Source organism: Blastococcus sp. MG754426 (assembly GCF_021699055.1).
In the GTDB taxonomy this organism is placed as follows: Bacteria; Actinomycetota; Actinomycetes; order Mycobacteriales; family Geodermatophilaceae; genus Blastococcus.
In genome coordinates this window covers 22548-49386 of sequence record NZ_SSXC01000025.1, presented here as the reverse complement: position 1 = coordinate 49386, position 26839 = coordinate 22548, and the positions used below count along the sequence as shown (strand labels likewise).

22 protein-coding genes and 1 pseudogene are annotated in these 26839 nt (G+C 73.4%); 20 read left to right on the top strand and 3 right to left on the bottom strand.

The features are described from left to right. Positions 1-350, top strand: a pseudogene (locus E9549_RS10725) (hypothetical protein); the annotation flags it as partial. Between the two features lie 19 nt (positions 351-369). Here E9549_RS10725 and ileS read toward each other — a convergent pair. After that, positions 370-3540 (bottom strand): isoleucine--tRNA ligase, encoded by a 3171-nt coding sequence (gene ileS, locus E9549_RS10720; protein WP_236826522.1) that lies wholly within the window; start codon positions 3538-3540, stop codon positions 370-372. Positions 3541-3669: 129 nt separating this feature from the next. Here ileS and E9549_RS10715 point away from each other — a divergent pair, with 129 nt between their 5' ends. From E9549_RS10715 to E9549_RS10655, 13 genes are all read left to right on the top strand, one after another. After that, complete coding sequence (locus E9549_RS10715; protein ID WP_236826521.1) at positions 3670-5181, top strand: potassium/proton antiporter; 1512 nt, start codon at positions 3670-3672, stop codon at positions 5179-5181. 102 nt (positions 5182-5283) lie between these two features. Further along, complete coding sequence (locus E9549_RS10710) at positions 5284-6549, top strand: DUF4032 domain-containing protein (protein WP_236826520.1); 1266 nt, start codon at positions 5284-5286, stop codon at positions 6547-6549. Between the two features lie 150 nt (positions 6550-6699). Beyond that, positions 6700-8007, top strand: a complete 1308-nt coding sequence (locus E9549_RS10705; protein ID WP_236826519.1) for an extracellular solute-binding protein — start codon at positions 6700-6702, stop codon at positions 8005-8007. Continuing rightward, positions 8004-8969 (top strand): carbohydrate ABC transporter permease, encoded by a 966-nt coding sequence (locus E9549_RS10700; protein ID WP_236826518.1) that lies wholly within the window; start codon positions 8004-8006, stop codon positions 8967-8969. Before E9549_RS10705 ends, E9549_RS10700 begins: the two co-directional genes overlap by 4 nt. 2 nt (positions 8970-8971) lie before the next feature. After that, complete coding sequence (locus E9549_RS10695; protein ID WP_236826517.1) at positions 8972-9805, top strand: carbohydrate ABC transporter permease; 834 nt, start codon at positions 8972-8974, stop codon at positions 9803-9805. A gap of 55 nt (positions 9806-9860) precedes the next feature. After that, on the top strand, positions 9861-11168 hold the full coding sequence (locus E9549_RS10690) for an ABC transporter ATP-binding protein (protein ID WP_236826516.1): 1308 nt from the start codon (positions 9861-9863) through the stop codon (positions 11166-11168). A gap of 86 nt (positions 11169-11254) precedes the next feature. Then, positions 11255-12907, top strand: a complete 1653-nt coding sequence (locus tag E9549_RS10685; protein ID WP_236826515.1) for a glycoside hydrolase family 13 protein — start codon at positions 11255-11257, stop codon at positions 12905-12907. Then, positions 12883-13587, top strand: a complete 705-nt coding sequence (gene lspA, locus E9549_RS10680) for a signal peptidase II (protein ID WP_308113117.1) — start codon at positions 12883-12885, stop codon at positions 13585-13587. The genes E9549_RS10685 and lspA overlap by 25 nt, the downstream gene beginning before the upstream one ends. 74 nt (positions 13588-13661) lie before the next feature. Continuing rightward, positions 13662-14609 (top strand): RluA family pseudouridine synthase, encoded by a 948-nt coding sequence (locus E9549_RS10675; RefSeq protein WP_236826513.1) that lies wholly within the window; start codon positions 13662-13664, stop codon positions 14607-14609. A gap of 10 nt (positions 14610-14619) precedes the next feature. Continuing rightward, complete coding sequence (locus E9549_RS10670; RefSeq protein ID WP_236826512.1) at positions 14620-15423, top strand: CPBP family intramembrane glutamic endopeptidase; 804 nt, start codon at positions 14620-14622, stop codon at positions 15421-15423. A 33-nt stretch (positions 15424-15456) separates the two neighbouring features. Further along, on the top strand, positions 15457-15891 hold the full coding sequence (locus E9549_RS10665) for a GNAT family N-acetyltransferase (RefSeq protein ID WP_236826511.1): 435 nt from the start codon (positions 15457-15459) through the stop codon (positions 15889-15891). A gap of 219 nt (positions 15892-16110) precedes the next feature. Further along, positions 16111-19677: a DNA polymerase III subunit alpha gene (gene dnaE / locus E9549_RS10660; protein ID WP_236826510.1), complete on the top strand. Its 3567-nt coding sequence runs from the start codon at positions 16111-16113 to the stop codon at positions 19675-19677. Between the two features lie 47 nt (positions 19678-19724). Further along, complete coding sequence (locus E9549_RS10655; RefSeq protein WP_236826509.1) at positions 19725-20288, top strand: hypothetical protein; 564 nt, start codon at positions 19725-19727, stop codon at positions 20286-20288. A gap of 60 nt (positions 20289-20348) precedes the next feature. On the opposite strand, the gene E9549_RS10650 is transcribed toward E9549_RS10655, so the two are convergent. Next, positions 20349-21152: an LON peptidase substrate-binding domain-containing protein gene (locus E9549_RS10650; protein ID WP_236826508.1), complete on the bottom strand. Its 804-nt coding sequence runs from the start codon at positions 21150-21152 to the stop codon at positions 20349-20351. 117 nt (positions 21153-21269) lie between these two features. On the opposite strand from E9549_RS10650, the gene hisD reads away from it, so the two are divergent. The 6 genes from hisD (at position 21270) to hisH (ending at position 26047) form a co-directional block, all read left to right on the top strand. Further along, positions 21270-22574, top strand: a complete 1305-nt coding sequence (hisD, locus tag E9549_RS10645) for a histidinol dehydrogenase (RefSeq protein ID WP_236826507.1) — start codon at positions 21270-21272, stop codon at positions 22572-22574. Beyond that, positions 22571-23683 (top strand): histidinol-phosphate transaminase, encoded by a 1113-nt coding sequence (locus E9549_RS10640; RefSeq protein ID WP_236826506.1) that lies wholly within the window; start codon positions 22571-22573, stop codon positions 23681-23683. Before hisD ends, E9549_RS10640 begins: the two co-directional genes overlap by 4 nt. A 5-nt stretch (positions 23684-23688) precedes the next feature. Then, positions 23689-24285 (top strand): imidazoleglycerol-phosphate dehydratase HisB, encoded by a 597-nt coding sequence (gene hisB / locus E9549_RS10635; RefSeq protein WP_236826505.1) that lies wholly within the window; start codon positions 23689-23691, stop codon positions 24283-24285. Positions 24286-24301: 16 nt separating this feature from the next. Continuing rightward, positions 24302-24478, top strand: coding sequence for a hypothetical protein (locus E9549_RS10630; protein WP_236826504.1), 177 nt, complete (start codon positions 24302-24304; stop codon positions 24476-24478). Between the two features lie 35 nt (positions 24479-24513). Beyond that, positions 24514-25107 (top strand): nucleotidyltransferase family protein, encoded by a 594-nt coding sequence (locus E9549_RS10625; protein WP_236826503.1) that lies wholly within the window; start codon positions 24514-24516, stop codon positions 25105-25107. A 301-nt stretch (positions 25108-25408) separates the two neighbouring features. Next, the gene (gene hisH, locus E9549_RS10620; RefSeq protein ID WP_236826502.1) at positions 25409-26047 is read left to right on the top strand and encodes an imidazole glycerol phosphate synthase subunit HisH; all 639 of its coding nucleotides are present in this window, start codon (positions 25409-25411) and stop codon (positions 26045-26047) included. A 5-nt stretch (positions 26048-26052) separates the two neighbouring features. Here the strand turns inward: hisH and E9549_RS10615 are convergent, their stop codons facing one another. Continuing rightward, positions 26053-26817, bottom strand: a complete 765-nt coding sequence (locus E9549_RS10615; RefSeq protein WP_236826501.1) for an SDR family NAD(P)-dependent oxidoreductase — start codon at positions 26815-26817, stop codon at positions 26053-26055. Positions 26818-26839 lie beyond the last annotated feature (22 nt).

The following is a 26839-nucleotide window of genomic DNA, read 5'->3' as shown; positions in this document are numbered from 1 at the left end:
CCCGCCCGCCGCGTGATCGGCCGGACGAGCGCGAGGGCGCCGGCCGCCCGGCCGATCACGCGGCGGGCGGGAGCGCCGCGGCCGGGACGCCGCCGGAGCTGCCGGACCCGCCGGTCGAGGAGGTCGAGGTGACCGACCTGCTGATCATCGTGGACCTCACCGACGAGGTGCTCGTGGTCGACGAGCACCCGCGCTACCACCTGCCCGGCTGCGTCCACCTCCGCGGCCACGAGCCGATCCCGCTCCCGCTGGACGAGGCGCGCACCGACGGGTTCACCCCGTGCGGGGTGTGCCGGCCCGACCGGCAGCTCGCCGACCGGGCCCGAGCCCGGAGGACCCGGGGCGCCTGAGCGGCGCCCCGGGCCGGCGTCAGACGGCGGCCCGGGCCACCCAGAACCGCGATCCCTCCGGACCCTCGACACCCTCCCCGGCGCCGGGGGTGCCGGCGTGGACGGCGACGGCGAGCACCTCGCCGGCGAGCTGCTCGGCGTGCTCGGTGAGCGCCTGCGCCATGGTGCCGTCGGCGGTCCACGACAGCTCGATCCGGTCGCTGACCTCCAGCCCGCTGCCCTTGCGGGCTTCCTGCACCAGCCGGACCGCCTCGCGGAACAGCCCGGCCCGCTCGAGCTCCGGGGTGAGCGCGAGGTCCAGCGCCACGGTGAGCCCGCTGCTGCTGGCCACCGTCCAGCCCTCGCGGGGCGTCTCGGTGACGACCAGGTCGCCCTCGGCCAGCGCGACCGCCGCGCCGTCGACCTCGACGGTGGCGGTGCCGGCCCGGTAGGCCTTCACCAGCGCCGGGGCGTCGGCGGCGGCCACGGCCTTGGCCACCGCCTGCACCTGCTTGCCGAGGCGGCGGCCCACGGCGCGGAAGTCGATCTTGACGCTGACGTCGACCAGGTCACCGCCGACCGCGGCCAGCTCGAGCACCTCGGCCACGTTGAGCTCGTCGGCCACCTCGGCGACCAGGTCGCGGGGGAGCTCCCCCCAGCCCGGCGCCGCCACGACGGCGCGGGCCAGCGGCTGCCGGGTGCGCACCTTCGCCGTGGTGCGGGCCGAGCGGCCCAGCTCCACCAGCCGGCGGACCAGCGCCATCTGCTCGACGAGGGCGTCGTCGAGGGCGTCCTCGTCCACCTCGGGCCAGGAGGCCAGGTGCACCGAGTCCGGCACCTCCGACCCGCCCGCCGCGCTCCTGCCCGGCACGACCGCGCGGAGCCACACCTCGTCGGTGACGAACGGCGTGAAGGGCGCCATCAGCCGGGTCAGGCCGTCGAGCACTTCGTGCAGCGTGCCCAGCGCCGAGGGGTCGCCGTCCCAGAACCGGCGCCGCGACCGCCGCACGTACCAGTTGGAGAGGTCGTCGACGAACTGCGCGAGCAGCCGGCCGGCGCCCTGGGTGTCGAACTCCTCCAGCGCCGCGGTCACGTCGCGGGTGACCGCGGCGAGCTCGGCCAGCGCCCAGCGGTCCAGCAGCGGGCGGTCGGCCCGCGCCGGGGCGGGGGAGGCCGCGGCGTCCCAGCCGTTGGTCTCGGCGTACAGGGTGAAGAAGCTGGCGGTGTTCCAGTAGGTGAGCAGCACCTTCCGGACCACCTCGGACAGCGTCTCGTGCCCGACCCGCCGGGCCGACCACGGGGAGCCGCCGGCGAGCATGAACCAGCGGACGGCGTCGGCGCCGTGCCGGTCCATCAGCGGGATCGGCTCCAGGATGTTGCCCAGGTGCTTGCTCATCTTGCGGCCGTCCTCGGCCAGGATGTGGCCCAGGCACAGCACGTTCTCGTAGGAGCTCTGCTCGAACACCAGCGTGCCGACGGCCATGAGCGAGTAGAACCAGCCGCGGGTCTGGTCGATCGCCTCGCAGATGAACTGCGCCGGGTAGGCGGCCTGGAACTGCTCCTGGTTGCGGTAGGGCGCGCCCCACTGGGCGAACGGCATGGAGCCCGAGTCGTACCAGGCGTCGATGACCTGCGGCACGCGCCGGTAGGTGCCCTCCTCGCCGGGTCGCGTGAAGGTGACCTCGTCGATGAACGGCCGGTGCGGGTCGAGGTCGGAGAGGTCGCGGCCGGTCAGCTCCGAGAGCTCGGCGAGCGAGCCGACGACGACCATCCGCCCCGGGTCGGCGTCGTTGCGCCAGACCGGCAGGGGGGTGCCCCAGTAGCGGTCGCGGGACAGCGCCCAGTCGACGTTGTTGTTCAGCCAGTCGCCGTAGCGGCCGGTCTTGATGTTCTCGGGGTACCAGTTGGTGCGCTCGTTCTCGGCGAGCAGCCGGTCCTTGATCGCGCTGGTGCGGATGTACCAGGACGGCTGCGCGTAGTACATCAGCGGCGTGTGGCAGCGCCAGCAGTGCGGGTAGCTGTGCTCGTACCGGATCTCCCGGAACAGCACGCCGCGCGCCTTCAGGTCCTCGACCAGCGCGGGGTCGGCCGCCTTGAAGAAGTGCCCGCCCACCAGCGGCACCTCGGCCAGGAAGTGACCGGTGGCGTCGATCGGGTTCACCACGGGCAGTCCGTAGCCGCGGCAGACGGCGAGGTCGTCGGCGCCGAACGCCGGCGACTGGTGCACCAGGCCGGTGCCGTCGTCGGTGGTCACGTAGTCGGCCAGGACGACGAAGTGCGCATCCCCCTCAGGGAACTCGACCAGCTCGAAGGGCCGCCGGTAGTGGGTGCGCTCCCAGTCGCGACCCGGGGCGCCGGCCAGCACCTCGACGTCGTCCCCGAGGACGGCGGCCAGGAGCGGCTGGGCCACCACGACGGGGACGTCGTCGGTGCCGGCGGGGCGGGCGACGACGTAGGTGACGTCGGGGTGCACCGCGACGGCGGTGTTGCTGGGGAGCGTCCACGGCGTCGTGGTCCAGATCAGCAGGTCGGCCCGGCCGGCCCACTCGCCGTCGACGATCGGCAGGCGGACGTACACCGACGGGTCGGTGATCGACTCGTACCCCTGGGCCACCTCGTGGTCGGAGAGGCCGGTGCCGCAGCGCGGGCAGTAGGGCGCGACGCGGTGGTCCTCGACCAGCAGGCCCTTCCCGTGGATCTGCTTGAGCGACCACCAGACGCTCTCGATGTAGCCGGGGTTCATCGTCCAGTAGGCCTGGGAGAAGTCGACCCAGTAGCCCATCCGGCGGGTGAGGTCGGCGAAGTCGGCGACGTGCTTCTCCACCGACTCGCGGCAGCGGGCGTTGAACTCGGCGATGCCGTAGCGCTCGATGTCCGGCTTGCCGGCGAAGCCCAGCTGCTGCTCGACCGCGATCTCGACCGGCAGGCCGTGGCAGTCCCAGCCGGCGCGCCGGGGCACGTGCCAGCCCTGCATGGTCTTGAACCGGGGGAAGACGTCCTTGAACGCACGCGCCTCGATGTGGTGGGTGCCGGGGCGGCCGTTGGCGGTGGGCGGGCCCTCGTAGACGTTCCACTGCGGGCGGCCCTGCGAGGCCTCCAGCGACCGGTCGAAGACCTTCTCCCGCTCCCAGCGTTCGAGGATGCGGTGCTCCAGCGCGGGGAGGTCGACCTGCGGGGGCAGCGCGGCGAAGGGACCCTTGGGAGCACTCACGCCGCCCATTCTCCCCGAACCGGCAAACGGGTCCGGCGGTGCGTCCCCGGATCCGCCGACCCGCCGTCCGCATGCGCCGGGCGGTCCCGCTCACGGGGTGCGGGAGACTGCCCCCATGGGGCGGGCAGGGTGAACACGACGGTCACCGTCGCCCTGGCCCTCGGCGCCGGCGTCGTCATCCTCGCGGCCGTGGCGCTGCGCCTGGCCGACCGGCTCGGGCTGCCCAGCCTGCTGCTCTACCTGGCGATCGGCGTGGTGCTGGGGGAGAGCGGCCTCGGCATCCAGTTCGACGACGCCGAGCTCACCCAGACCCTCGGCGTCGCCGCCCTCGTGGTCATCCTGGCCGAGGGTGGGCTGACCACCCGGTGGGCCGACGTCCGGCGGGCCATCGGGCCGGGGCTGACGCTGGCCACCGTGGGCGTCGCGGTGAGCGTGGCGGTCACCGCGGCGATCACGGTGTGGCTGCTGGACGCGTCGTGGGGCTTCGCGCTGCTGCTGGCCGCCGTCGTGGGCTCGACGGACGCGGCGGCGGTGTTCGCGGCGCTGCGCCGGCTGCCGCTGCCCCGCCGTCTCGCCGCCGCGATCGAGGCCGAGAGCGGTCTCAACGACGCCCCGGCGATCCTGCTGGTCACCACGCTGGCCGCCGTCCTCACCGAGGCCTCGGCCGGCGCGTGGTGGCTGGTCGTCCTGCAGGTGGTCGGCCAGCTCGCGGGCGGGGCCGTGATCGGCGTCGCCTCCGGGCTGCTGGGTGCGCAGCTGCTGCGGCGGGTGGCGCTGCCGCTCGCAGGCTTCTACCCGCTGGCGACGCTGTCGCTGTGCGTGCTCGCCTTCGCCACCGCCACGCTGGCGTGGACGTCGGGCATCGTCGCGGTGTACCTCTGCGGCGTCGTGCTCGGGAACGCCACGCTGCCGCACCGGACGGCGAGCATCGGGTTCGCCGAGGGCATGGCGTCGCTGGCCCAGATCGGGCTGTTCGTCCTGCTGGGGCTGCTGGTCTCGCCGCCCCGGCTGGTCGACGCCGTGGTGCCGGCGCTCGTCGTGGGCGGCGCGCTGCTGCTGGTCGCCCGCCCGTTGTCGGTCGTGCTGTCGCTGGTGTGGTTCCGCTGGCCGTGGCCGCAGCAGGCGTTCGTCTCCTGGGCCGGCCTCCGCGGTGCCGTGCCGATCGTGCTCGCCACGTTCCCCGTCACCGCCGGCGTGCCCGGCGCCGAGCGCATCTTCGACACCGTGTTCGTGCTGGTCGTCGTCTTCACGATCGTCCAGGGCTGGTCGCTGCCCTGGGTCGCGCGGCGCCTGCGGATCGGCGCGCCCGTCGCGCCGCGCGAGATCCAGGTGGAGGCCGCGCCGCTGGAGGAGCTCGACGCCGAGCTCATGCAGATGCGGGTGCCGGAGGGCTCGCGCCTGCACGGCGTCTACCTGCCCGAGCTGCGCCTGCCCGAGGACGCCGCCGTGGTGCTCATCGTGCGCGAGGGGCGCGCGTTCGTGCCCGACGAGACGACGCGGCTCATGCACGGCGACCAGGCGCTCCTGGTGTCGGCGCGCGCATCCCGGCCCGAGGCGGAGCGGCGGCTGCGGGCGGTCAGCCGGGCGGGCCGGCTGGCCACCTGGCGCGGCGAGGACGGCCGCCCCGACGAGAAGGACTGAGCAGGGCCCCGCGTCCTCGCCCCCCGCGTCCTCGGCCCCCGCTCGTCGCCGGTCCCGGAGGTCGGCCGTTCCAGCGCGTCGCCGGGGCCGCGGCGTGGGATCGTGGCGGTCAGCACCTGCCAGCCCCCGGAGCGCGCCATGCGGTACCTCTTCCGACCACCGGCCGACGACGCGGCGGGGTTGCTGGCGCTGCCGTGGCACCAGCCGCTCGAGGAGTGGGACGAGAGCCTGCTGCTCGACGTCCGCTCGCGCGGCATCTCCCGCCACGTCGTGCGCTTCGTCGCCGTCGAGGACCGGGTCTACGCGCTGAAGGAGATCGACGAGCGGCTCGCGCGGCACGAGTACGCCCTGCTTGCCCAGTTCGAGGCCGAGGGCCTGCCCACGGTCTCCGTGCTCGGCATCTGCGTCGACCGGCCCGACGACCAGGCGGCGATCCTGGTCACCCGCTACCTCGAGTACTCGATGTCCTACCGCTGGCTGTTCTCCGGCCCGCGCGGTGGCCGGTCGGCCGACCAGCTGCTCGACACGATGGTCGTGCTGCTGGTGCGGCTGCACCTGGCCGGCATCTTCTGGGGCGACTGCTCGCTGTCCAACACCCTCTTCCGCCTGGACGCCGGCACCTTCGCCGCCTACCTGGTCGACGCCGAGACCGTCGAGCGCCACCCGCGGCTGTCGCCCGGCCAGCGCCGCTACGACGTCGATCTGGCGTGCGAGCGGGTGGGCGCCGAGCTGCTCGACCTCCAGTTCGGCGGGCTGCTGCCCGAGGACGTCGACCCGATCGCGGTGGCCGAGGGCCTGCCGCGGCGGTACGAGGCGCTGTGGGACGAGGTCACCCGCGAGGAGGTCTTCCGCACCGACGAGCAGCGCTACCGCGTCGCCGAGCGGCTGCAGCGGCTCAACGAGCTGGGTTTCGACGTCGGGGAGGTCGAGCTGCGCACCACCGACGAGGGCACCCGGCTGCGCGTGGAGACCCGCGTCGCCGAGCCGGGCCACAACCGCCGCGAGCTGTTCCGCCTCACCGGGCTGGAGGTGCGGGAGCGGCAGGCGCAGCGCTTGCTCAACGACGTCCGGGCGTTCCGGGCCTACCTGGAGCAGAAGTCGGGGCAGCCGGTGCCCGAGACGATCGCCGGCCACCGCTGGCTCGCCGAGGTCTACCAGCCGATCGTGGACGCGATCCCCGAGGACCTGCGCGGCCGGCTGGAACCGGCCGAGGTCTTCCACGAGGTGCTCGAGCACCGCTGGTTCCTGTCGGAGAAGGCCGGGCGCGACGTCGGGACGACGGAGGCCGCGCGCTCGTACTTCACCACCGTGCTGCCGGGCACGCCGCAGGAGCTCACCACCCCCTCGGTCATCGCCGGCCGGGGATAGCCCGAGAGGGCGGCGGACGGGCGCGGGTCTCGGTCGGGTCGCGATCGCCGGGCCCGGCGCCGTTCGAATTGACACCCCCTGTGAGGTGTATCACGCTCCGAGGACCGTCGTGATCTCGGTCGGGCCGGACGCCATTGGAGACGAGGACTCATGCCGAACGCTCCCGGTGAGAAGAGCCGGAAGGGAAGAGCAGCGGGTGCCGCGGCATCGCTCGTCGCGGTCGCCGTCCTGGCGGCCTGCGGCAGCGATTCCGGTGACGACACGACGCTCACCTGGTACACGAACCCGGACTCGGGCGGGCAGGCGGAGATCGCCGCCCGGTGCACCGAGGCAGCGGGCGGTGCCTACACCATCGAGACGGCGCAGCTGCCCCGCGAGTCCTCGCAGCAGCGGGAGCAGCTGATCCGGCGGCTCGCCGCGGAGGACGACTCGATCGACCTCATGAGCCTGGACCCGCCCTACATCCCCGAGTTCGCCGAGGCGGGCTTCCTCGCCCCGGTTCCCGAGGACGTCGCCGAACGCGTGACCGAAGGCGTGGTGCAGAGCGCCGTCGAGGGGTCGACCTGGGACGACGAGCTCGTCGCCGTGCCGTTCTGGGCCAACACCCAGCTGCTCTGGTACAAGCAGTCGGCGGCCGAGGCCGCCGGGCTGGACATGGAGGAACCGGTCACCTGGGAGCAGCTCGCGGCCGCGGCCGAGGAGCAGGGCACCCAGATCGCCGCGCAGGGCATCCGCGCCGAGGCGCTCACCGTCTGGGTCAACGCGCTGATCGAGGGGGCGGGCGGCTCGATCATCGAGGAGACCGCCGAGGCCCCCGAGGACATCGAGCTCGGCCTCCGCTCCGACGCCGCCGTGGAGGCGGCCCGGGTGATGGAGTCGGTGGCCCCCGTCGGTGGCCCGGCGTTCTCCACCGCCGGCGAGGACGCCAACGTGACCGACTTCGAGGAGGGCGACGCGGCCTTCATGGTCAACTGGCCCTTCGTCTGGCCGCGGGCCCTGGGCGCCGTCGAGGCGGGCACGCTCGAGCCGTCCGTGCCCGAGGACTACGGGTGGGCGCGCTACCCGCGGACCGTCGAGGGCGAGGAGAGCAGGCCTCCCTACGGCGGCATCAACATCGGCGTCGGCGCCTTCAGCCAGAACACCGATCTGGCCTACGAGGCCGCCGAGTGCATCGTCTCCGAGGAGAACCAGACCTACTACTTCGTCACCAACGGGAACCCGGCGGCCCTGGCGTCGGTGTACGACGACCCCGAGGTGCTCGAGGTCTTCCCGCAGGCCCCGCTCATCCGGGAATCGCTGGAGGCGGCCGCGCCCCGGCCGCAGACGGTCTACTACAGCGAGGTGTCGGGGGCGCTGCAGCGCGTCTACCACCCGGCGAGCTCCGTCCAGCCGGGCGTCACCGGCGAGCAGGCCGCCGAACTCATCCAGGCCGTACTGGCAGGGGAGGAACTGCTGTGAGCACCACGACCCTGCCGCCTGGCGAGAAGACCGATCCGAGGTCGGCGCCCGAGAGGAAGAACGGCGTCAGCGACCGGGCGCGCAGCGAGCGGAAGCTCGGCTGGCTGCTGGCCGGCCCGGCGTTCGTGGTGATGCTGGCGGTCACCGCCTACCCGATCCTGCAGGCGGTCTACGAGTCGCTCTTCTCCTACCGGCTCACCGACCCGGCGAACCGTTCGTTCAACGGGCTGAACAACTACTGGGTCATCCTCAGCGACCCCATCTGGTGGCAGGCCATCTGGGTCACCGTCTTCATCACGGTGGTCACGGTGGCGGTGGAGCTGGTGCTCGGTTTCGGGCTCGCCATGGTCATGGCGAAGGCGCTGAGCAGCATCCGGCCGGTGGTGCGCGCGGCGATCCTCATCCCGTACGCGGTGATCACGGTCGTCTCGGCGTTCGCGTGGCAGTTCGCCTTCGACATCAACACCGGCTTCGTCAACTCGTGGTTCGCCTGGATCCCCGGGGTCACCGAGAACACCGACTGGTTCGGCGACAGGTGGCAGTCGTTGCTCGTCATCTGCCTGGCCGAGATCTGGAAGACCACCCCGTTCATCTCGCTCCTGCTGCTGGCCGGTCTCGCGCAGGTCCCCGAGGTGCTGCAGGAGGCCGCCAAGGTCGACGGCGCCACGTGGTGGCAGCGGCTGTGGCGGGTGACCATCCCGAACATGAAGGCGGCGATCATGGTCGCCCTGCTGTTCCGCAGCCTGGACGCGTTCCGTGTCTTCGACAGCATCTTCATCATGACCGGCGGTGCCAACGGCACGGAATCGGTGTCGTTCCTGGCCTACCGGCAGACGATCGCCCGCTTGGAGATCGGGCTCGGGTCCGCGGTCTCGGTGCTGCTCTTCCTCGTGGTCGTGCTGATCGCGTTCAGCTTCATCAAGGCGTTCAAGGTCGATCTGGCCTCGACGCGGGGGGAGTGACGATGTCCACTCGTAGGAAAGTCATGTGGTGGATCGGTGGCGCGATCATCGTCGTCTACGCGCTGTTCCCGATCGCCTGGATCATCTCCATCTCGCTGAAGGCCCCGTCGGACATCGCCAACGGCCAGTTCCTGCCGAGCGACGTCTCCTGGGTCAACTACGAGACGATCCTGACCGGAGATGCCAGCGAGCTGTTCCTGCCGGCGCTGCGCAACTCGTTCGGCATCTGCCTCATCGCGACGGCCATCTCCTGCCTGCTGGCGATGTTCGCCGCGTACGCCATCGCCCGGTTGGACTTCCCGGGCAAGAAGGTGATCCTCTCCACCGCGCTGGCGGTCGCCATCTTCCCGGTCATCTCGATCGTGACGCCGCTGTTCAACGTGTGGCGGCAGATCGGGCTCTACGACACCTGGCCCGGGTTGATCCTCCCGTACCTCTCCCTGACGCTGCCCATCTCGATCTGGACGATGTCGGCCTTCTTCCGGGAGATCCCCTGGGAGATGGAGCAGGCGGCCCAGGTCGACGGCGCGACCACCTGGCAGGCGTTCCGCAAGGTGATCGTCCCGCTGGCCGCCCCCGGTGTGTTCACCACTGCGATCATCGCGTTCTTCATCGCCTGGAACGACTTCGTCTACGGCATCGTGCTCACCTCCACCGAGGCGGCCCGGCCCGTCCCGGCGGCGCTCGGCCTGTTCAGCGGCGCTTCGCAGTTCGAGGACCCCACGGGCGCGATCGCCGCAGCGGCCCTCATCGTGACGATCCCGGTCGTCGTCCTCGTGCTCCTCTTCCAGCGGCGCATCGTCGCCGGTCTCACCAACGGCGCGGTCAAGGGCTGACCGCCGTGCTCGCGACCTGCCTCACCTCATCGACCCACCGAGGGGACGAACACTGATGGCCTCCATCGAGATGAAGAACATCGTCAAGCAGTACGGCGACGGGTTCCCGGCGGTCAACGACGTCAGCCTGGACATCGCCGACGGGGAGTTCATGATCCTCGTCGGCCCCTCGGGCTGCGGGAAGTCGACGCTGCTGCGGATGATCGTCGGCCTCGAGGACATCACCAGCGGCGACATGATCATCGGTGGCAAGCGGGTGAACGACCTCGCCCCCCGCGACCGCAACCTGTCGATGGTCTTCCAGAACTACGCGCTCTACCCGCACATGACGGTGTTCGAGAACATCGCCTTCCCGCTGCGGCTGGCCAAGACCCCGGACGACGAGGTCCGCCGGAAGGTGAACGCGGCGTCCGACGTGCTGGAACTGAAGGAGCACCTGGAGCGCAAGCCGGCCAACCTCTCCGGTGGTCAGCGGCAGCGCGTCGCGATGGGCCGGGCCATCGTCCGCGACGCCGAGGCGTTCCTCTTCGACGAGCCGCTGTCCAACCTCGACGCCAAGCTCCGCGGGCAGATGCGCACCGAGATCTCCCGCCTCCAGCGCCGGCTGGGCATCACCACCGTCTACGTCACCCACGACCAGACCGAGGCGATGACCCTGGGCGACCGGGTCTGCGTGCTGCGCAAGGGCAAGATCCAGCAGGTCGCCTCGCCCCGCGAGCTGTACGAGCAGCCGGTCAACCTCTTCGTCGCCGGCTTCATCGGCTCCCCGCCGATGAACTTCCTGCCGGCGACCGCGAAGGGCAACACGCTCGAGACGCCGTTCGGGACGATCGAGCTGGACGCCGACCGCGCCGCCAAGGTGGCCGGTCGCGACCTGCTGCTGGTCGGCATCCGGCCGGAGTACTTCGAGGACGCCTCGCTGGTCGACGAGGCCAAGCGCCCGCTCGGGTCGACGTTCCGGGCCCGGGTCGACGTCACCGAGTGGCTGGGCGACTCCCAGTACGCCTACATCCCGTACGACGCGCCCGACTCGATCAAGGCCCAGCTGCGGGAGCTGTCCAAGGAGCTGGACTCCGAGGAGCTCCGCACCCAGGCGATCGTGTCCATCGACGCGACCAGCCGCATCCGCGAGGGGCGGGAGGCCGAGTTCTGGCTCGACAGCCGCAAGGTGCACGTGTTCGACCCGGAGTCGGGGGAGAACCTGACCCGCGATCCCGAGGCCGGCGCCGAGCTCACCCGCATGGCGGCACAGGACCGGGAAGAGCAGCTCCAGGACTCGCAGGCGCGGGCGGGCGGCGCACGTGCGGACGGCGAACGCGCGGGCGGGGCCCAGGTGGGTGGGGCCACGGCGGCCTCGGCCTGAAGAAGGACCGCCCTTCCCGCCACGCCTCGCCGGCTCGGCGCGGGCGCCCGGAGGGTGGCCGTTCCAGCCCCTCACCAGGCTCGGAGGTGTCGACGACGGCTCAGGACACCTGGTGGCGGGGCGCCGTCGTGTACGAGGTGTACCTGCGGAGCTTCGCCGACTCCGACGGGGACGGGGTCGGCGACCTCGGCGGCCTGCGGCATCGGCTGAGCTACCTCGCGGAGCTCGGCGTCGACGCCCTCTGGATCACCCCCTGGTACCCCTCGCCCATGGCCGACGGCGGGTACGACGTCGCCGACTACTGCGACATCGATCCCCGGTTCGGCACGCTCGCGGACGCCGATGCGCTGCTCGCCGAGGCGCACGCCAACGGCCTCCGCGTGATCACCGACCTGGTCGCCAACCACACCTCCGACCAGCACCCGTGGTTCCGCGCGGCGCTGGCCGCCGGGCCGGGGTCGCCCGAGCGGGCCCGCTACTTCTTCCGCGACGGCCGGGAGGGCGGCTCGGCGCCGCCCAACGACTGGATCAGCGCCTTCGGGGGTCCGGCCTGGACGCGGGTGCGTGAGCCGGACGGCTCGCCGGGGCAGTGGTACCTGCACCTGTTCGCCCCGGAGCAACCGGATCTCGACTGGGACCACCCGGGGGTCCGGGAGGACTTCGACGCCATCCTGCGCTTCTGGTTCGACCGGGGGATCGATGGCATCCGGGTCGATGCCGCCCCCGCGATGGCGAAGGTCGAGGGGCTCCCCGACGCCGGCCACGGCCCCGGGGCGATGTTCGAGTCCCGCACGTGGGTGGGCAACCCGCACTGGGACGTCGACGGCGTGCACGAGATCTTCCGCCGCTGGCGGCGGATCGGGGACAGCTACGAGGGTGGCCGGCTGTTCGTCACCGAGGCGGTGGTGAACGGGCCCGAGCGGCTCAGCCGCTACGTGCGGCCCGACGAGATGCACACCAGCTTCAACTTCGACTACCTGGCCTCGCCGTGGGACGCCCGTTCCCTGCGCACGGTCATCGACGCCAGCCTCGCCGCCCTCGAGCCCGTCGGCGCCCCGGCCACGTGGGTCCTGTCCAGCCACGACGAGACCCGGCACGTCACGCGCTTCGGCCGGGCCGAGAGCGCCGCCGCGACGATGGGCTTCGACGCCGGGGTGTCCGGCGCCGACCTGGAGCTGGGGTTGCGCCGCGCCCGGGCGGCGACGCTGCTCACCCTGGCGCTGCCCGGGTCCGCCTACGTCTACCAGGGGGAGGAGCTCGGCCTGCCGGAGGTGGAGGACCTGCCGGACGACGTGCTGCAGGACCCGACCTGGGAGCGCTCCGGCCGCACCGCCCGGGGCCGCGACGGCTGCCGCGTACCGCTGCCCTGGGAAGGCGACCGACCCCCGTTCGGCTTCACGGTGGCGGGGGTCGACCCCTGGCTGCCGCAACCGCCGCGGTGGGCGGCGCTGACGGTGGCCGCCCAGTCGGCCGACCCGACCTCGACGTTGTCGCTGTACCGCGCCGCGCTGCATCTCCGCCGGCGCGTTCCCGGCTTGCGCGGCGAGGACTTCGCCTGGCGCGCGATGGCGGACGACGTCATCGCGTTCGACCGCGGGCGGTCGTTCCGCTGCGTGGTCAACCTCTCGGGGGAGCCGCTGGACCTCCGCGGCACGGGGCGCGTCCTCCTGTCCAGCCAGCCCGGTGGCGGGCTGCTCGCTCCCGACACAGCGGTCTGGCTGGATCCCGGCGCGGCGTAGCCGCTCCGGCCTGCCGGGGCCGGCGGGCCCGCGCGGCTATCGTCGTCGGCACCGCCGGGTCAGCCGGCCGGAGCCGATCCACCGAGGAGCCCGACCTGTCCGAGCACGTCGACCCCGCCGACGGCGCGGGCGGTGGCTCCTCGGCCACCGCGCCGCCCGGCCGGCCGCGCACCCGGCTGCTGCTGTCCCTGGCCGCCGCCGTCCTGGTCCTCGACCTGGTCACCAAGCTGGTGGTCGTCGCGACCATCGAACCGGGGGAGGACATCCGCGTCCTGGGTGGCGCGCTGTACCTCACCAACCTGCGCAACACCGGCGCCGCGTTCTCCTTCGCGGAGGGCGCGACGGTGGTGTTCAGCCTGATCGCCGCCGTCGTCTCCGTCGTCATCGTGCGCACCGCCCGCCGCCTGTGGTCCACCGGCTGGGCGGTGGCGCTGGGGCTGGTCCTCGGCGGGGCCGTCGGCAACCTGGTCGACCGGGTGTTCCGCGACCCCGGCTTCCTGCGCGGCGGCGTCGTCGACTTCCTCTCCGTCTTCGGCCCGGACGGGAGCGTGTGGCCGGTCTTCAACGTGGCCGACTCGGCGATCGTCTGCGGGGGCGTGCTCGGCGTGGTCCTGGCCCTGCGGGGCATCGAGTTCGACGGCACCCGCAGCGGCGCCGACGGGCGGCCCGGCGCCGCGTAGGAGGAGGGCCGCCCGCCCTGCCGCCGCTCGCGGGCCCGGGCTGTTCCACCGCCTCGTCCGGCCCGACCCGCACAATGGGTGGCGTGACCAGCACTCCCGGCCTGCACCGGGCCCTCCCGGTGCCCGACGGCCTGGAGGGCCAGCGGGTGGACCAGGCCCTCTCCCGGCTCTTCGGCCTTCCCCGGACGACGGCGGCCGAGCTCGCTGACGCCGGCCACGTCGTCGTGGACGGCCGGGTGCGCGGCAAGGGCGACCGGCTCACCGGGGGCAGCTGGCTGGAGGTGGAGCTGCCGCCCCCGCCCGGCGAGCCGGCACCCCCGCAGCCGGTCGAGGGCATGACGGTCCTGCACGACGACGACGACCTCGTGGTCGTCGACAAGCCGGTCGGGGTCGCCGCCCACCCCAGCCCCGGGTGGGACGGGCCCACGGTGATCGGGGGCCTGGCCGCCGCCGGGTACCGCATCTCCACGTCCGGCGCGGCCGAGCGGCAGGGCGTGGTCCACCGGCTGGACGCCGCCACCACCGGCGTCATGGTCGTCGCCAAGAGCGAGCGGGCCTACACCGCGCTCAAGACGGCCTTCAAGGAGCGCACGGTGGAGAAGGGGTACCACGCGCTCGTCCAGGGCCACCCCGACCCCTCGCGGGGCACCATCGACGCGCCCATCGACCGGCACCCGCGGCACGACTGGAAGTTCGCCGTCGTCAGCGGCGGCCGGCCGTCGGTGACCCACTACGAGGTGACCGAGGCGTTCGCCGCCGCCAGCCTGGTGGACATCAGGCTGGAGACCGGCCGCACCCACCAGATCCGGGTGCACTTCTCCGCCCTGCGCCACCCCTGCGTGGGTGACACCACCTACGGCGCGGACCCGACGCTGGCCGCCCGCCTCGGGGTGTCGCGCCAGTGGCTGCACGCGGTGCGGCTGGGCTTCCCGCACCCGGCCGGCGGGCAGTGGGTCGAGTTCACCAGCGAGTACCCGCCCGACCTCGCCGGCGCGCTGGCCGTGCTGCGCGCCGAGGCCTGACCCAGCGGCGGTGACGACCCTGCCGGTCGCCCTCGACGCCTTCGGCCCGGCGGCGCTGGCCGCGGTGGTCGTGGCGGCCTACCTGGTGGTGGGGGAGCCCGTCGTGGGGCACGTGCTGCACCGCCGGTTCGAGGGGCGGCTGCGCACCGACGCCGGGGCGCGCCGCTCGTTCTACCGACGGCTGCTCGTGCTCGAGTGGGGGTTGGCGGTGGTCGCCGCCGTCGTCTGGCTGGCCTCGCCGGGGGTCGACGCCGCGGCTGTCGGGCTGGTCCGGCCGAGCGGGTGGCCAGGGCCGCTGACGGCGGTCGTCGTCGTGGTGGTGCTGCTGCTCGTCGTCGCCTCCACCCGCCAGCTGCGGGCCGGCGCCCTGCTGGAGGCGGCGCGGCAGGCCCGGCGGCCCGGTGAGGGGCGCCACGCCGAGCCGCCCGGTCAGTCCACGCTCGCGCTGCTGCCCCGCACCGAGGCGGAGCGGCGGCTGTTCACGCTGGTCGGGGTCACCGCCGGGGTGTGCGAGGAGTGGCTGTACCGGGGCTTCTTCCTCGCCGTGGTCGCGGCCGTGACCGGCGGCCCGCCCACCTGGGTGCTCGTGGTCGTCGCGGCGGTCGCCTTCGGCCTCGCGCACGCCTACCAGGGCCGCGCGGGGGTCGTCCTGACCGGCGTGCTGGGCGGCGTGATGGCGCTGGTCTACGTGGACACCGGCTCGCTGCTGCTGCCGGTGCTCCTGCACGCCCTCATCGACCTGCGGTTCCTGCTCGTGCCGTCCAGCGCCCTGCCGGCGTCGGTGCACGAGGCGGGCGGCCCGCCGGGGCGTTGACCGGCCCACCGGCGCGGGGGCGAGAATGGGCCCGTGCCGAGCCCCACCGCGCAGGTCGCCCGCCCCGCCGACCGGCCCGAGGTCCTGGCCCTGCGCACCCGGGTGTTCGTCGAGGAGCAGGGCGTCCCCCCGGAGATCGAGCAGGACGCCTCCGACGCGACCGCCGTGCACGTGCTCAGCCGGGACGACGCCGGCCGCGTGGTCGCGACCGGGCGGCTGCTGCTCGACGGGGGGACGGCGCGGATCGGCCGGATGGCCGCCGACGCCGCGGTGCGCGGCCACGGGCACGGCGCCGCGGTGCTCGCCGAGCTGCACCGGCAGGCGGTGGTCCGCGGGGCCCGCGAGGTGGTGCTGCACGCCCAGCTCCCGGCCCGGCGGTTCTACGAGCGGGCCGGCTACACCGCCGTCGGCGAGGTGTACGAGGAGGCCGGCATCGCGCACGTCACGATGCGCCGCGCGCTGCCCTGACGCGCCCCGGGGCAGGTGTGACGGATCGGTCCCTGTGAGGAGACACGTCCTGTCAGACCCTCGGCGTAGAACTCATCCAGTGCGAGGATCGGGGCACCCCCGCAGGACCCGCCCCGGGTGCCCGTCACCCGGTGCTCGCACCACCGGTCTTCCCCGCCGGTCGCCAGCCGCGGTCCTCGCCGGCCGGCACGCACGACCAGTTGAGGAGCTCGACCACCCGTGAGCAGCAGTTCGCCGTCCGATTCGTTCGTGCACCTCCACGTGCACACCGAGTACTCGATGCTCGACGGTGCGGCGAAGCTGCCGGAGGTCACCAAGGCCGCGGCCGAGCAGGGCATGCCGGCGCTGGCGATGACCGACCACGGCAACGTCTTCGGCGCCTACGACTTCTACAAGCAGGCGAACGCGGCCGGCGTGAAGCCGATCATCGGCATGGAGGGCTACTACACCCCGGGGTCGCGCTTCGACCGCGCGCCCTTCGACTTCGGCGACAACCTCATCGACGAGGAGGGTGACGGCGGCTCCAACCGGGGCAAGGCCGCCTACACCCACATGACCCTGCTGGCCCGCACCACCGAGGGGATGCACAACCTCTTCCGCATCTCCTCGCTGGCCAGCCTCGAGGGGCAGTACCGCAAGCCCCGGTTCGACCGCGACCTGCTCGAGCGCTACGGCAAGGGGCTGATCGCCACCACCGGCTGCCCGTCGGGCGAGGTGAACATGTGGCTGCGCGCCGGCAAGGAGGACAAGGCCCGCCAGGCCGCCGCGGACTTCCAGGACATCTTCGGGCGGGAGAACTTCTACGCCGAGCTGATGGACCACGGGCTGGCCATCGAGCAGAAGACCCGCCCGGCGTTGATGGCCATCGCCAAGGACCTCGGCATCCCGCTGCTGGCCACCAACGACCTGCACTACACGCACAAGGAGGACGCCGAGGCGCACGACGCCCTGCTGTGCATCCAGACCGGGTCGCGGCTCAACGAGCCCAACCGCTTCAAGTTCAACGGTGACGGCTACTACCTGAAGTCCGCCGCCGAGATGCGGGCCCTGTTCACCGGCGACCTCCGCGCGGCCTGCGACAACACCCTGCTGGTCGCCGAGCAGTGCGAGGTCACCTTCACCGAGGGTGCCGACCTCATGCCCCGCTTCCCCCTGCCGCCGGGGGAGGACGAGACCTCCTGGTTCGTCAAGGAGGTCGAGCGCGGCCTGCACAAGCGCTACCCGGGCGGCATCCCCGACCACGTGCGCAAGCAGGCCGACTACGAGGTCGGGATCATCACCCAGATGGGCTTCCCGGGGTACTTCCTCGTGGTCGCCGACTTCATCAACTGGGCCAAGGACAACGGCATCCGGGTGGGCCCCGGCCGTGGCTCGGCGGCGGGTTCGCTGGCCGCCTACGCCATGGGCATCACCGACCTCGACCCCCTGCAGCACGGGCTGATCTTCGAGCGGTTCCTGAACCCCGAGCGCGTCTCCATGCCCGATGTCGACATCGACTTCGACGACCGCCGCCGCGGCGAGGTCATCCAGTACGTCTCGAAGAAGTACGGCGAGGAGCGGGTCAGCCAGATCGTCACCTACGGGACGATCAAGGCCAAGGCCGCGATCAAGGACGCCGCCCGCGTGCTGGACCGGCCGTACTCGGTGGGCGACGAGCTGACCAAGCTCATGCCGCCGGACGTGATGGGCAAGGGCATCCCGCTGTCGGGTGTCTTCGACCCGGCGCACCCGCGCTACAAGGAGGCCGCGGAGTTCCGCGCCCGCTACGAGTCCGACCCGGGCGCGGCGGAGGTCGTCGACCAGGCCCGCAAGCTCGAGGGGCTCAAGCGCCAGTGGGGCGTGCACGCGGCCGGCGTCATCATCGGCCGCTACCCGCTGATCGACTCGATCCCGATCATGCGGCGCGAGGCCGACGGGGCGGTCATCACGCAGTTCGACTACCCGACCTGCGAGACGCTCGGCCTGCTGAAGATGGACTTCCTGGGCCTGCGCAACCTCACGGTCATCGACGACGCGCTGCGCAACATCGTGATCAACGGCAAGGAGCCGATCGACCTCGACGAGATCAGCAAGGACCTCACCGACCCGAACACCTACGCGCTGCTCAGCCGCGGGGACACCCTCGGGGTCTTCCAGTTCGACGGCGGGCCGATGCGGTCGCTGCTGCGGCTCATGCGGCCGGACAACTTCGAGGACATCTCGGCCGTCGGTGCGCTCTACCGCCCCGGCCCGATGGGTGCGAACTCGCACACGAACTACGCGCTGCGCAAGAACGGCCAGCAGGAGATCACGCCGATCCACCCCGAGCTCGCCGAGCCGCTCGAGGAGATCCTCGGCCAGACCTACGGCCTGATCGTCTACCAGGAGCAGGTCATGGCGATCGCGCAGAAGGTCGCCGGGTACTCGCTCGGCAAGGCCGACCTGCTGCGCCGCGCGATGGGCAAGAAGAAGAAGTCGGTGCTGGACGCCGAGTTCGTCGGCTTCGAGGCGGGGATGAAGGCCAACGGCTTCTCCGGCGCCGCGATCAAGACGCTGTGGGACATCCTCGTCCCGTTCGCCGACTACGCGTTCAACAAGGCCCACTCGGCCGCCTACGGCCTGGTGTCCTACTGGACCGCCTACCTCAAGGCCAACTACCCGGCCGAGTACATGGCCGGGCTGCTCACCAGCGTCCAGGACGACAAGGACCGCCGGCCGATCTACCTGGCCGAGTGCCGCCGGATGGGCATCAAGGTGCTCCCGCCCGACGTCAACGAGTCCTCCTGGGACTTCACCGCGGTCGGCACCGACATCCGCTTCGGCCTGGCGTCGGTGCGCAACGTCGGCACCAACGTCGTCGAGTCGATCGTGCGCGCCCGCGAGGAGAAGGGCGCGTTCAAGGACTTCGCCGACTTCATGCGCAAGATCGACACGGTGGCCTGCAACAAGAAGGTCATCGAGTCCCTGGCCAAGGCCGGCGCCTTCGACTCGCTCGGCCACTCGCGCCAGGGGATCGTCGCGATCCACGCGCAGGCCGTCGACTCCGCCATGGGGCTCAAGCGCAAGGAGGCGGAGGGGCAGTTCGACCTGTTCGGCAGCTTCGGCGAGGGCGACGCGGCCGAGGACCCGTTCGGCAGCGCGCTGGACATCACGATCCCCACCGCGGACTGGTCCAAGAGCGAGCGGCTGATGTTCGAGCGCGACATGCTCGGCCTCTACGTCTCCGACCACCCGCTGCACGGCGTCGAGCACGTGCTGGCCGCCAACGCCGACACCCCCATCGCCGAGATCAACGCCGGCGGGGTCGAGGACGGCGCGAACGTCACCATCGCCGGCATCCTGACCTCGGTCTCCCCGCGCACCAACAAGCAGGGCGCGCCGTGGGCCATCGCCACGCTGGAGGACCTCGAGTCCGGCATCGAGGTGCTCTTCTTCCCCAAGACCTGGGCGGAGGTCTCGGAGAAGGTCGTCCGCGACCAGATCATCGTGGTCAAGGGCCGGATCAGCCGCCGGGACGACCAGCCCTCGCTGTTCGGCTCCGAGGTGATCATCCCCGAGCTCACCGAGGGGCCGCGCGGGCCGGTGCTGGTGTCCATGGCCGCCGCCCGCTGCACCCCGCCGGTCGTCGAGCGCCTCCGCGAGGTGCTGGGCAGCCACCCGGGGACGACGGAGGTGCAGCTCAAGCTGGTCAACGGCAGCCGCGAGACGGTGCTCCGCCTGGACCAGGGGCTGCGGGTGCGCCCGAGCACGGCGCTGATGGGGGACATCAAGGCGCTCCTCGGGCCGACGAGCGTGGCGCTGCTCTAGGAGGGTCCGCCCCCACCCCGGGCGGGCGATCGTTGTTCACTGGGACGGTGACCACCTCACCGCTGCCCGTCCAGCCGGCCCCGGGGGTGCCCGTGCACGCCTACTGGCGGGGGAGGGCGGAGGTCCGCGAGGACCTGCGCGCCGCCCGTCCGCTGCTGGTGGGGCTGGCGCTCGCCGGGCTGCCGACGGGGGTGCTCTGGTGGCTGCTGGCGCCGCGCGCGGAGTTCCAGGTGACCGAGACCGGGCCGGTGGCCGTGGGCCCGCCGGCGGCGGAGGTCCGGGTGGCCGACGACGCCGTGCTGGTGCTCCTGCTGCTCGGGCTGGGGCTGGTGGCCGGGGCGGCCGCGTGGCGGGTCCGCCGCGGTCGCGGGGTGGGCATGCTCATCGCGCTGGCCGTCGGGGCCTCCGCGGCCGCGGTGTTCGCCTGGCAGACCGGGGAGCTGCTCGCGCCCCCGCCGTCGGAGGCGCTGCTGGGCGAGGTGGGCGCGCAGGTGACCACGGGGCTGGTGCTCAGCTCGCTGCCCGGCCTGGCCGCCGCGCCCTTCGCCGCGCTGCTGGTCTACGTGGGGTGCGCGCTGGTGGCCGCCGACGACGGCCTCGGCCGCTACTGAGGGGCCCGTCGCGAGGCTGGGCCCGATCTCGCGAGGGCTGAGGAGGACGGGGTCCTCCGGTCAGTTCACCGTCATCGGTGCGGCGAACTGCTGCAACGGCGCCGGCACCGCGCCCAGCGTCTGGAGCAGCGTCAGTTCCCGGCGCAGCAGCCGGGACTCCGCCGCCAGGCGCCGGCGCGTCGCGGACTCCGCCAGCAGCGCCTGCCGGTCCTCGGTGGTCAGCAGTGCGGACGAGGCGACCAGCCAGGACAGCGCGGAGGGGTCGTCGGCGGCGGCGGCGAGCCGCACCGCCGCCTCGACGCCGTCCCCGTGCGCGCCGGCACCCAGCGCCGCGACCTCGGCGACGTACTGGGTGAACAGGTCGCCCACCCCGCGGGCCAGCAGGTCCAGGGACCCGCGGGCCACGGAGCTCACCAGCGCGTCCGCGGGCGGTGCCAGCCCGGCTGCGCCGTCGCCGGTCACCGCCTCGGCGTCCCCGGCGGCCTCCTCGGCCGCCTCCTCCTCGGCCAGCCACTCGACCTCGGCCTGCAGGTAGGGCGGGTCCTCACCCACGACGACGTCGAGCAGCCGGAACCGCTCGCCGCCCACGGTGACGATGCGGAAGCCGCCGTCGGCCTGCGGCTGCACCCGCTGCAGCCGCGCGGTGCAGCCGATGTCGTAGAGGGCCGCCGCCGGGGCCACCCGCTCGACCTCCCAGCCCTGCCGGATCGCGACCACCCCGAAGTAGCGGCGGTCACCGTGCTCGGGCAGGTCCAGCAGGTCGCGCATGAGGCGGCGGTACCGGGGCTCGAAGATCTGCAGCGGCAGCACGACCCCGGGGAACAGGGGCCGCCCGAGCGGGAACAGCGGGATCAGCTCACCCATCCCGGCAAGCCTACGGGTCGCGGGCCGCCGCCCCGTGCGGGCGCCCCGGGGACGCCGGAGGGGGCTGGATACCCTGGGAGCCGCGTCGCACTCCCCGATCCGACCCCGGAGGCCCCCGTGCTGGCACGCATCGACCTGCGTGGAAACGCCCTGCCCGGCGTCCGGGAGCTCGCCGGGCTGCTGCCGCGGGCGGCCACCGACATCGACTCGGTCCTCGCCACCGTCCGCCCGCTGTGCGAGGACGTGCGCCTGCGTGGCGCCCGGGCGGTACGCGAGATCACCGCCCGGCTCGACGGGGTGGACGCCGAGGACTTCGCCGTCCCGCAGGAGGCGCTGACCCGGGCCCTGGCGGAGTGCGACCCGACGCTGCGCGAGGCCCTCGAGGAGTCCATCGCCCGGGTGCGGAAGGTGCACGCCGACCAGCGGCGCACCGACGTCACCACGGAGGTGGTGGCCGGCGGGACGGTGACCGAGCGCTGGCTGCCCGTCCGGCGGGTGGGGCTGTACGTGCCCGGTGGCCTCGCGCCGCTGCTGTCCAGCGTCGTGATGAACGTCGTCCCCGCCCAGATCGCCGGGGTCGAGTCCATCGCCGTCGCCTCCCCGCCGCAGCGCGACAACGGCGGGCTGCCCGACCCGGGCGTGCTCGCCGCCTGCGCGCTGCTGGGCGTCACCGAGGTGTACGCCGTCGGCGGGGCGCAGGCCATCGCCGTCTTCGGCTACGGCGCGGGCTCCTGCGAGCCGGTGGACATGGTCACCGGCCCGGGCAACGTCTACGTGACGGCGGCCAAGCGGCTGCTGCGCGGGCTGATCGGCATCGACTCCGAGGCCGGCCCGACCGAGGTCGCCATCCTCGCCGACGACACCGCCGACCCCGCCCACGTCGCCGCCGACCTGATCAGCCAGGCCGAGCACGACCCGCTCGCCGGTGCGGTGCTCGTCACCCCCAGCGAGGAGCTGGCCGAGGCGGTCCTGGCCCTGGTGCCCGGGCAGGTCGCGGCCACGAAGCACTCCGACCGGATCACCACCGCGCTGGACGGCACCCAGTCGGGCATCGTGCTGGTCGACGACCTGGACGCCGGGGTGCGGGTGGTGGACGCCTACGCCGCCGAGCACCTGGAGATCCAGACCCGCGACGCCCGTGCCGTGGCGATGCGGGTGCGCAACGCCGGGGCGATCTTCGTCGGCGCGTGGTCGCCGGTGTCGCTGGGCGACTACATCGCCGGCTCCAACCACGTGCTGCCCACCGGCGGGTGCGCCCGGCACTCCAGCGGGCTGTCCGTGCAGTCGTTCCTGCGCGGCATCCACCTGGTCGAGTACGACGAGCAGGCGCTCGCCGACGTCGCCGCGCACGTCGACGCCCTCGCCGGCGCCGAGGACCTGCCGGCGCACGCGGCCGCGGTGCGGGTCCGGCAGCGGTCGTGACGTCCCTCGACGAGCTCCCGCTGCGGCCGGAGCTGCGGGGGCGCACGCCCTACGGGGCCCCGCAGCTGCCCGCCGCGCACCGGCTCAACACCAACGAGAACCCGCACCCGCTGCCGGCCGAGCTGCTGGCCGACCTGGGGGCGGCGCTGGGGCACGCGGCGCTGGAGCTGAACCGCTACCCGGACCGGGACGCCGTCGCGCTGCGGGCCGATCTCGCCGCCTACCTGTCCCGCACCGGCGGCGTGCCCGTCGAGCCGGCGCAGGTGTGGGCGGCCAACGGGTCCAACGAGGTGCTGCAGCAGGTCCTGCAGGCCTTCGGAGGAGCGGGGCGCACCGCACTCGGGTTCACGCCCTCGTACTCGATGCACCCGATCATCGCGGCCGGCACCGGGACGGCGTGGGTCGACGGCCACCGGGCGGCCGACTTCACCATCGACCCCGCCGCCGCCGTCGCCCAGGTGCAGCAGGTGCGGCCCGACGTCGTCTTCGTCACCAGCCCGAACAACCCGACCGGCACCGCCGTCGACCTGGACACCGTGGCCGCCCTCTACGAGGCCACCGACGGCGTCCTCGTGGTCGACGAGGCGTACGCCGAGTTCGCCCGGGCCGGGACTCCGTCGTCGCTCACCCTGCTCCCGGGCCGGCCGCGGCTGGTGGTCAGCCGCACGATGAGCAAGGCGTTCGGCATGGCGGGGCTTCGCCTGGGCTACCTTGCAGCGGACCCGGCCGTCGTCGACGCCATCCAGCTGGTGCGGCTGCCGTACCACCTCAGCTCGCTCACCCAGGCGGCCGCGCGGGCAGCGCTGGCGCACACCGAGGCGCTCCTGGCGACCGTCGACGCGGTCAAGGCCCAGCGCGACCGCATCGTGGCGGCACTGCCGGCCCTGGGGCTGACCAGCGTGGCCAGCGACGCCAACTTCGTCCTCTTCGGGCACTTCACCGACGCCCCCGCCGCGTGGCGGGCGCTGCTGGACCGCGGGGTGCTCGTGCGGGACGTCGGGCTGCCGGGCTGGCTGCGGGTGACGGCCGGGACCGCCGAGGAGACCGACGCGTTCCTCACCGCGCTGGGTGAGGTCGCGCCGGCCCACCGCACGACTCTGGGAGACTGACCCCCATGACCCGCACCGCACGCGTCGAGCGCCAGACCAGCGAGACCAAGCTCGTGGTGGAGCTCGACCTCGACGGCACCGGCAGCAGCTCGATCAGCACGGGCGTGGGCTTCTACGACCACATGCTCACCGCGCTGTCGAAGCACAGCGGCATCGACCTCACCGTGCAGGCCGACGGCGACCTGCACATCGATGCGCACCACACGGTGGAGGACGTCGCGATCGCCCTCGGGCAGGCGTTCGCCGAGGCGCTGGGCGACAAGCGCGGCATCACCCGCTACGGCGACGCCACGATCCCCATGGACGAGGTGCTGGCCCAGGCGGCGGTCGACCTCTCCGGCCGGCCGTACTTCGTGCACGCCGAGCCGGAGGACATGACGCCGATGATCGGGCCGGACTACCCGACGTCGCTCACCCGGCACGTGCTCGAGTCGTTTGCCTTCAACGCCCGGATCAGCCTGCACGTGCGGGTGCTCTACGCCGGCCGCGACGCCCACCACATCGTGGAGGCGCAGTTCAAGGCGCTGGCGCGGGCGCTGCGCGCCGCCGTGGCGCTCGACCCCCGGATCACCGACGTCCCCTCGACCAAGGGCGCGCTGTGACCCGTCGCGGCCGGCGGTGAGCGCGGGTCTCCCGCTCCTGCTGCTCGGCGGCTTCCTGCTCGGCGGGGCGTGGAGCGTCTGGCGGCTGGACGCCGAGGGCGGCCGTCGCACCGGCCCGCAGGTGGTGTTCGCGATCATCCTGCTCGTCGCGGCCGTGCTGGCCAGCGCGGCGGGTGTCCTCCGCCTCGTCTGATGGCGGGAGGCCCTCGGCGAGCTCCCGGGCGCGCCGTGGCCGACGTCGCCGGCGAGGAGCGTTTCCTCGGCATCGTGCTGGCCGACCCGACGGTGCAGGCGGTGCTCGCGCGGGCGCCCGGGCTGGGCGTGGGGGAGTGGTGGCTGACCGCCGGGGTGCTGTTCCAGACGGTCTGGAACGAGCTCACCGGCCGGCCGCCGGGCACCGGCATCCGGGACGCCGACCTCTTCTACTTCGACCCCGACACCTCCTGGGACGCCGAGGACGCCGTCATCCGGGTGGGCGCGGGGCTGTTCGCCGACCTGCCGGTGCCGGTGGAGATCCGCAACGAGGCCCGGGTGCACCTCTGGTACGAGGCGCGGTTCGGTGTGCCCGCGGCGCCGTTCCGCGACTGCCTGGACGCGATCGACCACTTCGCGGCCGTGTGCTGCTGCTACGGGGTGCGGGTGGACCGCGACGGGCGGCCCGAGGTGTACGCGCCGCACGGCTACGCCGACCTGTTCGACCTCGTCGTCCGGCCGAACCGGCGGCTGGCGCCACGGCACGTCTACGAGGCCAAGAGCGCGCGGTGGCAGCAGCAGTGGCCCGAGCTCACCGTCGTCCCCTGGGCGGAGGCGGGCTCGGACTGACCCCGCCGTGGGGCCGGGGTGCGGCCCACGTCGAGGGGCCGGCCTTCGGGGCCGAGCACGATGCGGGTGATGCCGCCGTCGCAGGCCAGCCAGCGGGCGCGGGCGGCGGAGATGGTCGCCCCGGAGCCCAGGGTCGCCGCCCCGGGGCCGGTGCCCACACCCGCGAGCCGAAAGCGCGGGTCACCCGCGTGTCCACAGGTCTCCCGAGCCGCTGGACGGCGGGCCCCGTGCACGTGCGTGTGACCGCACACGCGCGGGAACACGTCAGGGCGCCTCGGCGCTGGTCGGTAGCGTGGCAGGCGTGAAGAAGGTGGCGGTCCTCGACTACGGCTCGGGCAACCTGCGCTCCGCGGAGCGCGCGCTGCAGCGGGTCGGCGCCGAGGTGACGGTGACGTCCGATGCGCAGACGGCGCTGGACGCCGACGGCCTCGTCGTCCCCGGCGTGGGCGCGTTCGCAGCCTGCATGAAGGGCCTGGACGCCGTCGACGGCCGCCGGATCATCGGCCGCCGCCTCGCCGGGGGGCGGCCGGTTCTCGGCATCTGCGTCGGCATGCAGATCCTGTTCGAGCGCGGCGTGGAGCACGGCGTGGACGCCGAGGGCTGCGGCGAGTGGCCCGGCATCGTGGAGCCGCTCCAGGCGCCGGTGCTGCCGCACATGGGCTGGAACACCGTCCAGGCGCCGCGGGACAGCGTGCTCTTCGACGGGCTCGCCGACCAGCGCTTCTACTTCGTCCACTCCTACGGCGTGCGGAACTTCCCCCTCGGCCAGGACGGCGCCTCCTCGCCACTGGCGCCCCCGAAGGTGACCTGGGCCGAGCACGGCGACCGGTTCGTGGCGGGCGTGGAGAACGCCGCCCTCTCGGCCACCCAGTTCCACCCCGAGAAGAGCGGTGACGCGGGGGCGCAGCTGCTCACCAACTGGCTGCACACCCTCAGCTGAGCCGTTCAGCTGCGCAGGTAGCTGGCCCCGTTGACGTCGATGATCGTGCCGGTGGAGAACCGGGCCTCCGGCGAGGCCAGCCACAACACGGCCGCGGCGACCTCCTCCGGCCGGGCCACGCGGCCGTAGGGCGACTGCGCCCGCACCGCGTCGCCGCCCGGGCCGTCGAGGATCTCGCGCGCCATCTCGGTCTGCACGAACCCTGGTGCGACGCTGCCCACGCTGATCCCGTGCGGGGCGAGCGCCTGGGCCATCGACTGCCCGAACGCGTTCAGCCCCGCCTTGGCGGCGCCGTAGGCCGGCGTGGCCGGTTCCCCGCGGAAGGCGCCGCGGCTGGTCACGTTGACGACCGCCCCGCCGCCGCCGGCGACCAGGTGCGGCACCGCCCGGAAGGTGGCGTGCATCGCGCCGACCAGGTTCACCTGCAGCGTGCGGGCCACCACCGCCTGCCAGTCGGCCCAGGAGGTCTCCAGCGGCGGGTGCGGCGTGAAGACGCCCGCGTTGTTCACCAGCACCTGCAGGCCGCCGAGGGCGGTCGCGGCCTCGTCGACCGCCGCCCCGACGGCGTCCGCATCGGCGACGTCGGCCTGCACCACGGCGTGCCCGCTGCCCGGCAGCTCCGCGGCAACCCGCTGCGCGGCTTCCCGTGAGCTGCCCGAGTGCACGGCGACCCGGTCGCCCCGGGCGGCGAAGGCGTGCGCGATCGCCCGCCCGATGCCCCGGGACGCGCCGGTGACGAGGACGGCGCGGGACTCCGCAGCGCTGGTCATGGCGGCAGTCAACCAGGCACCG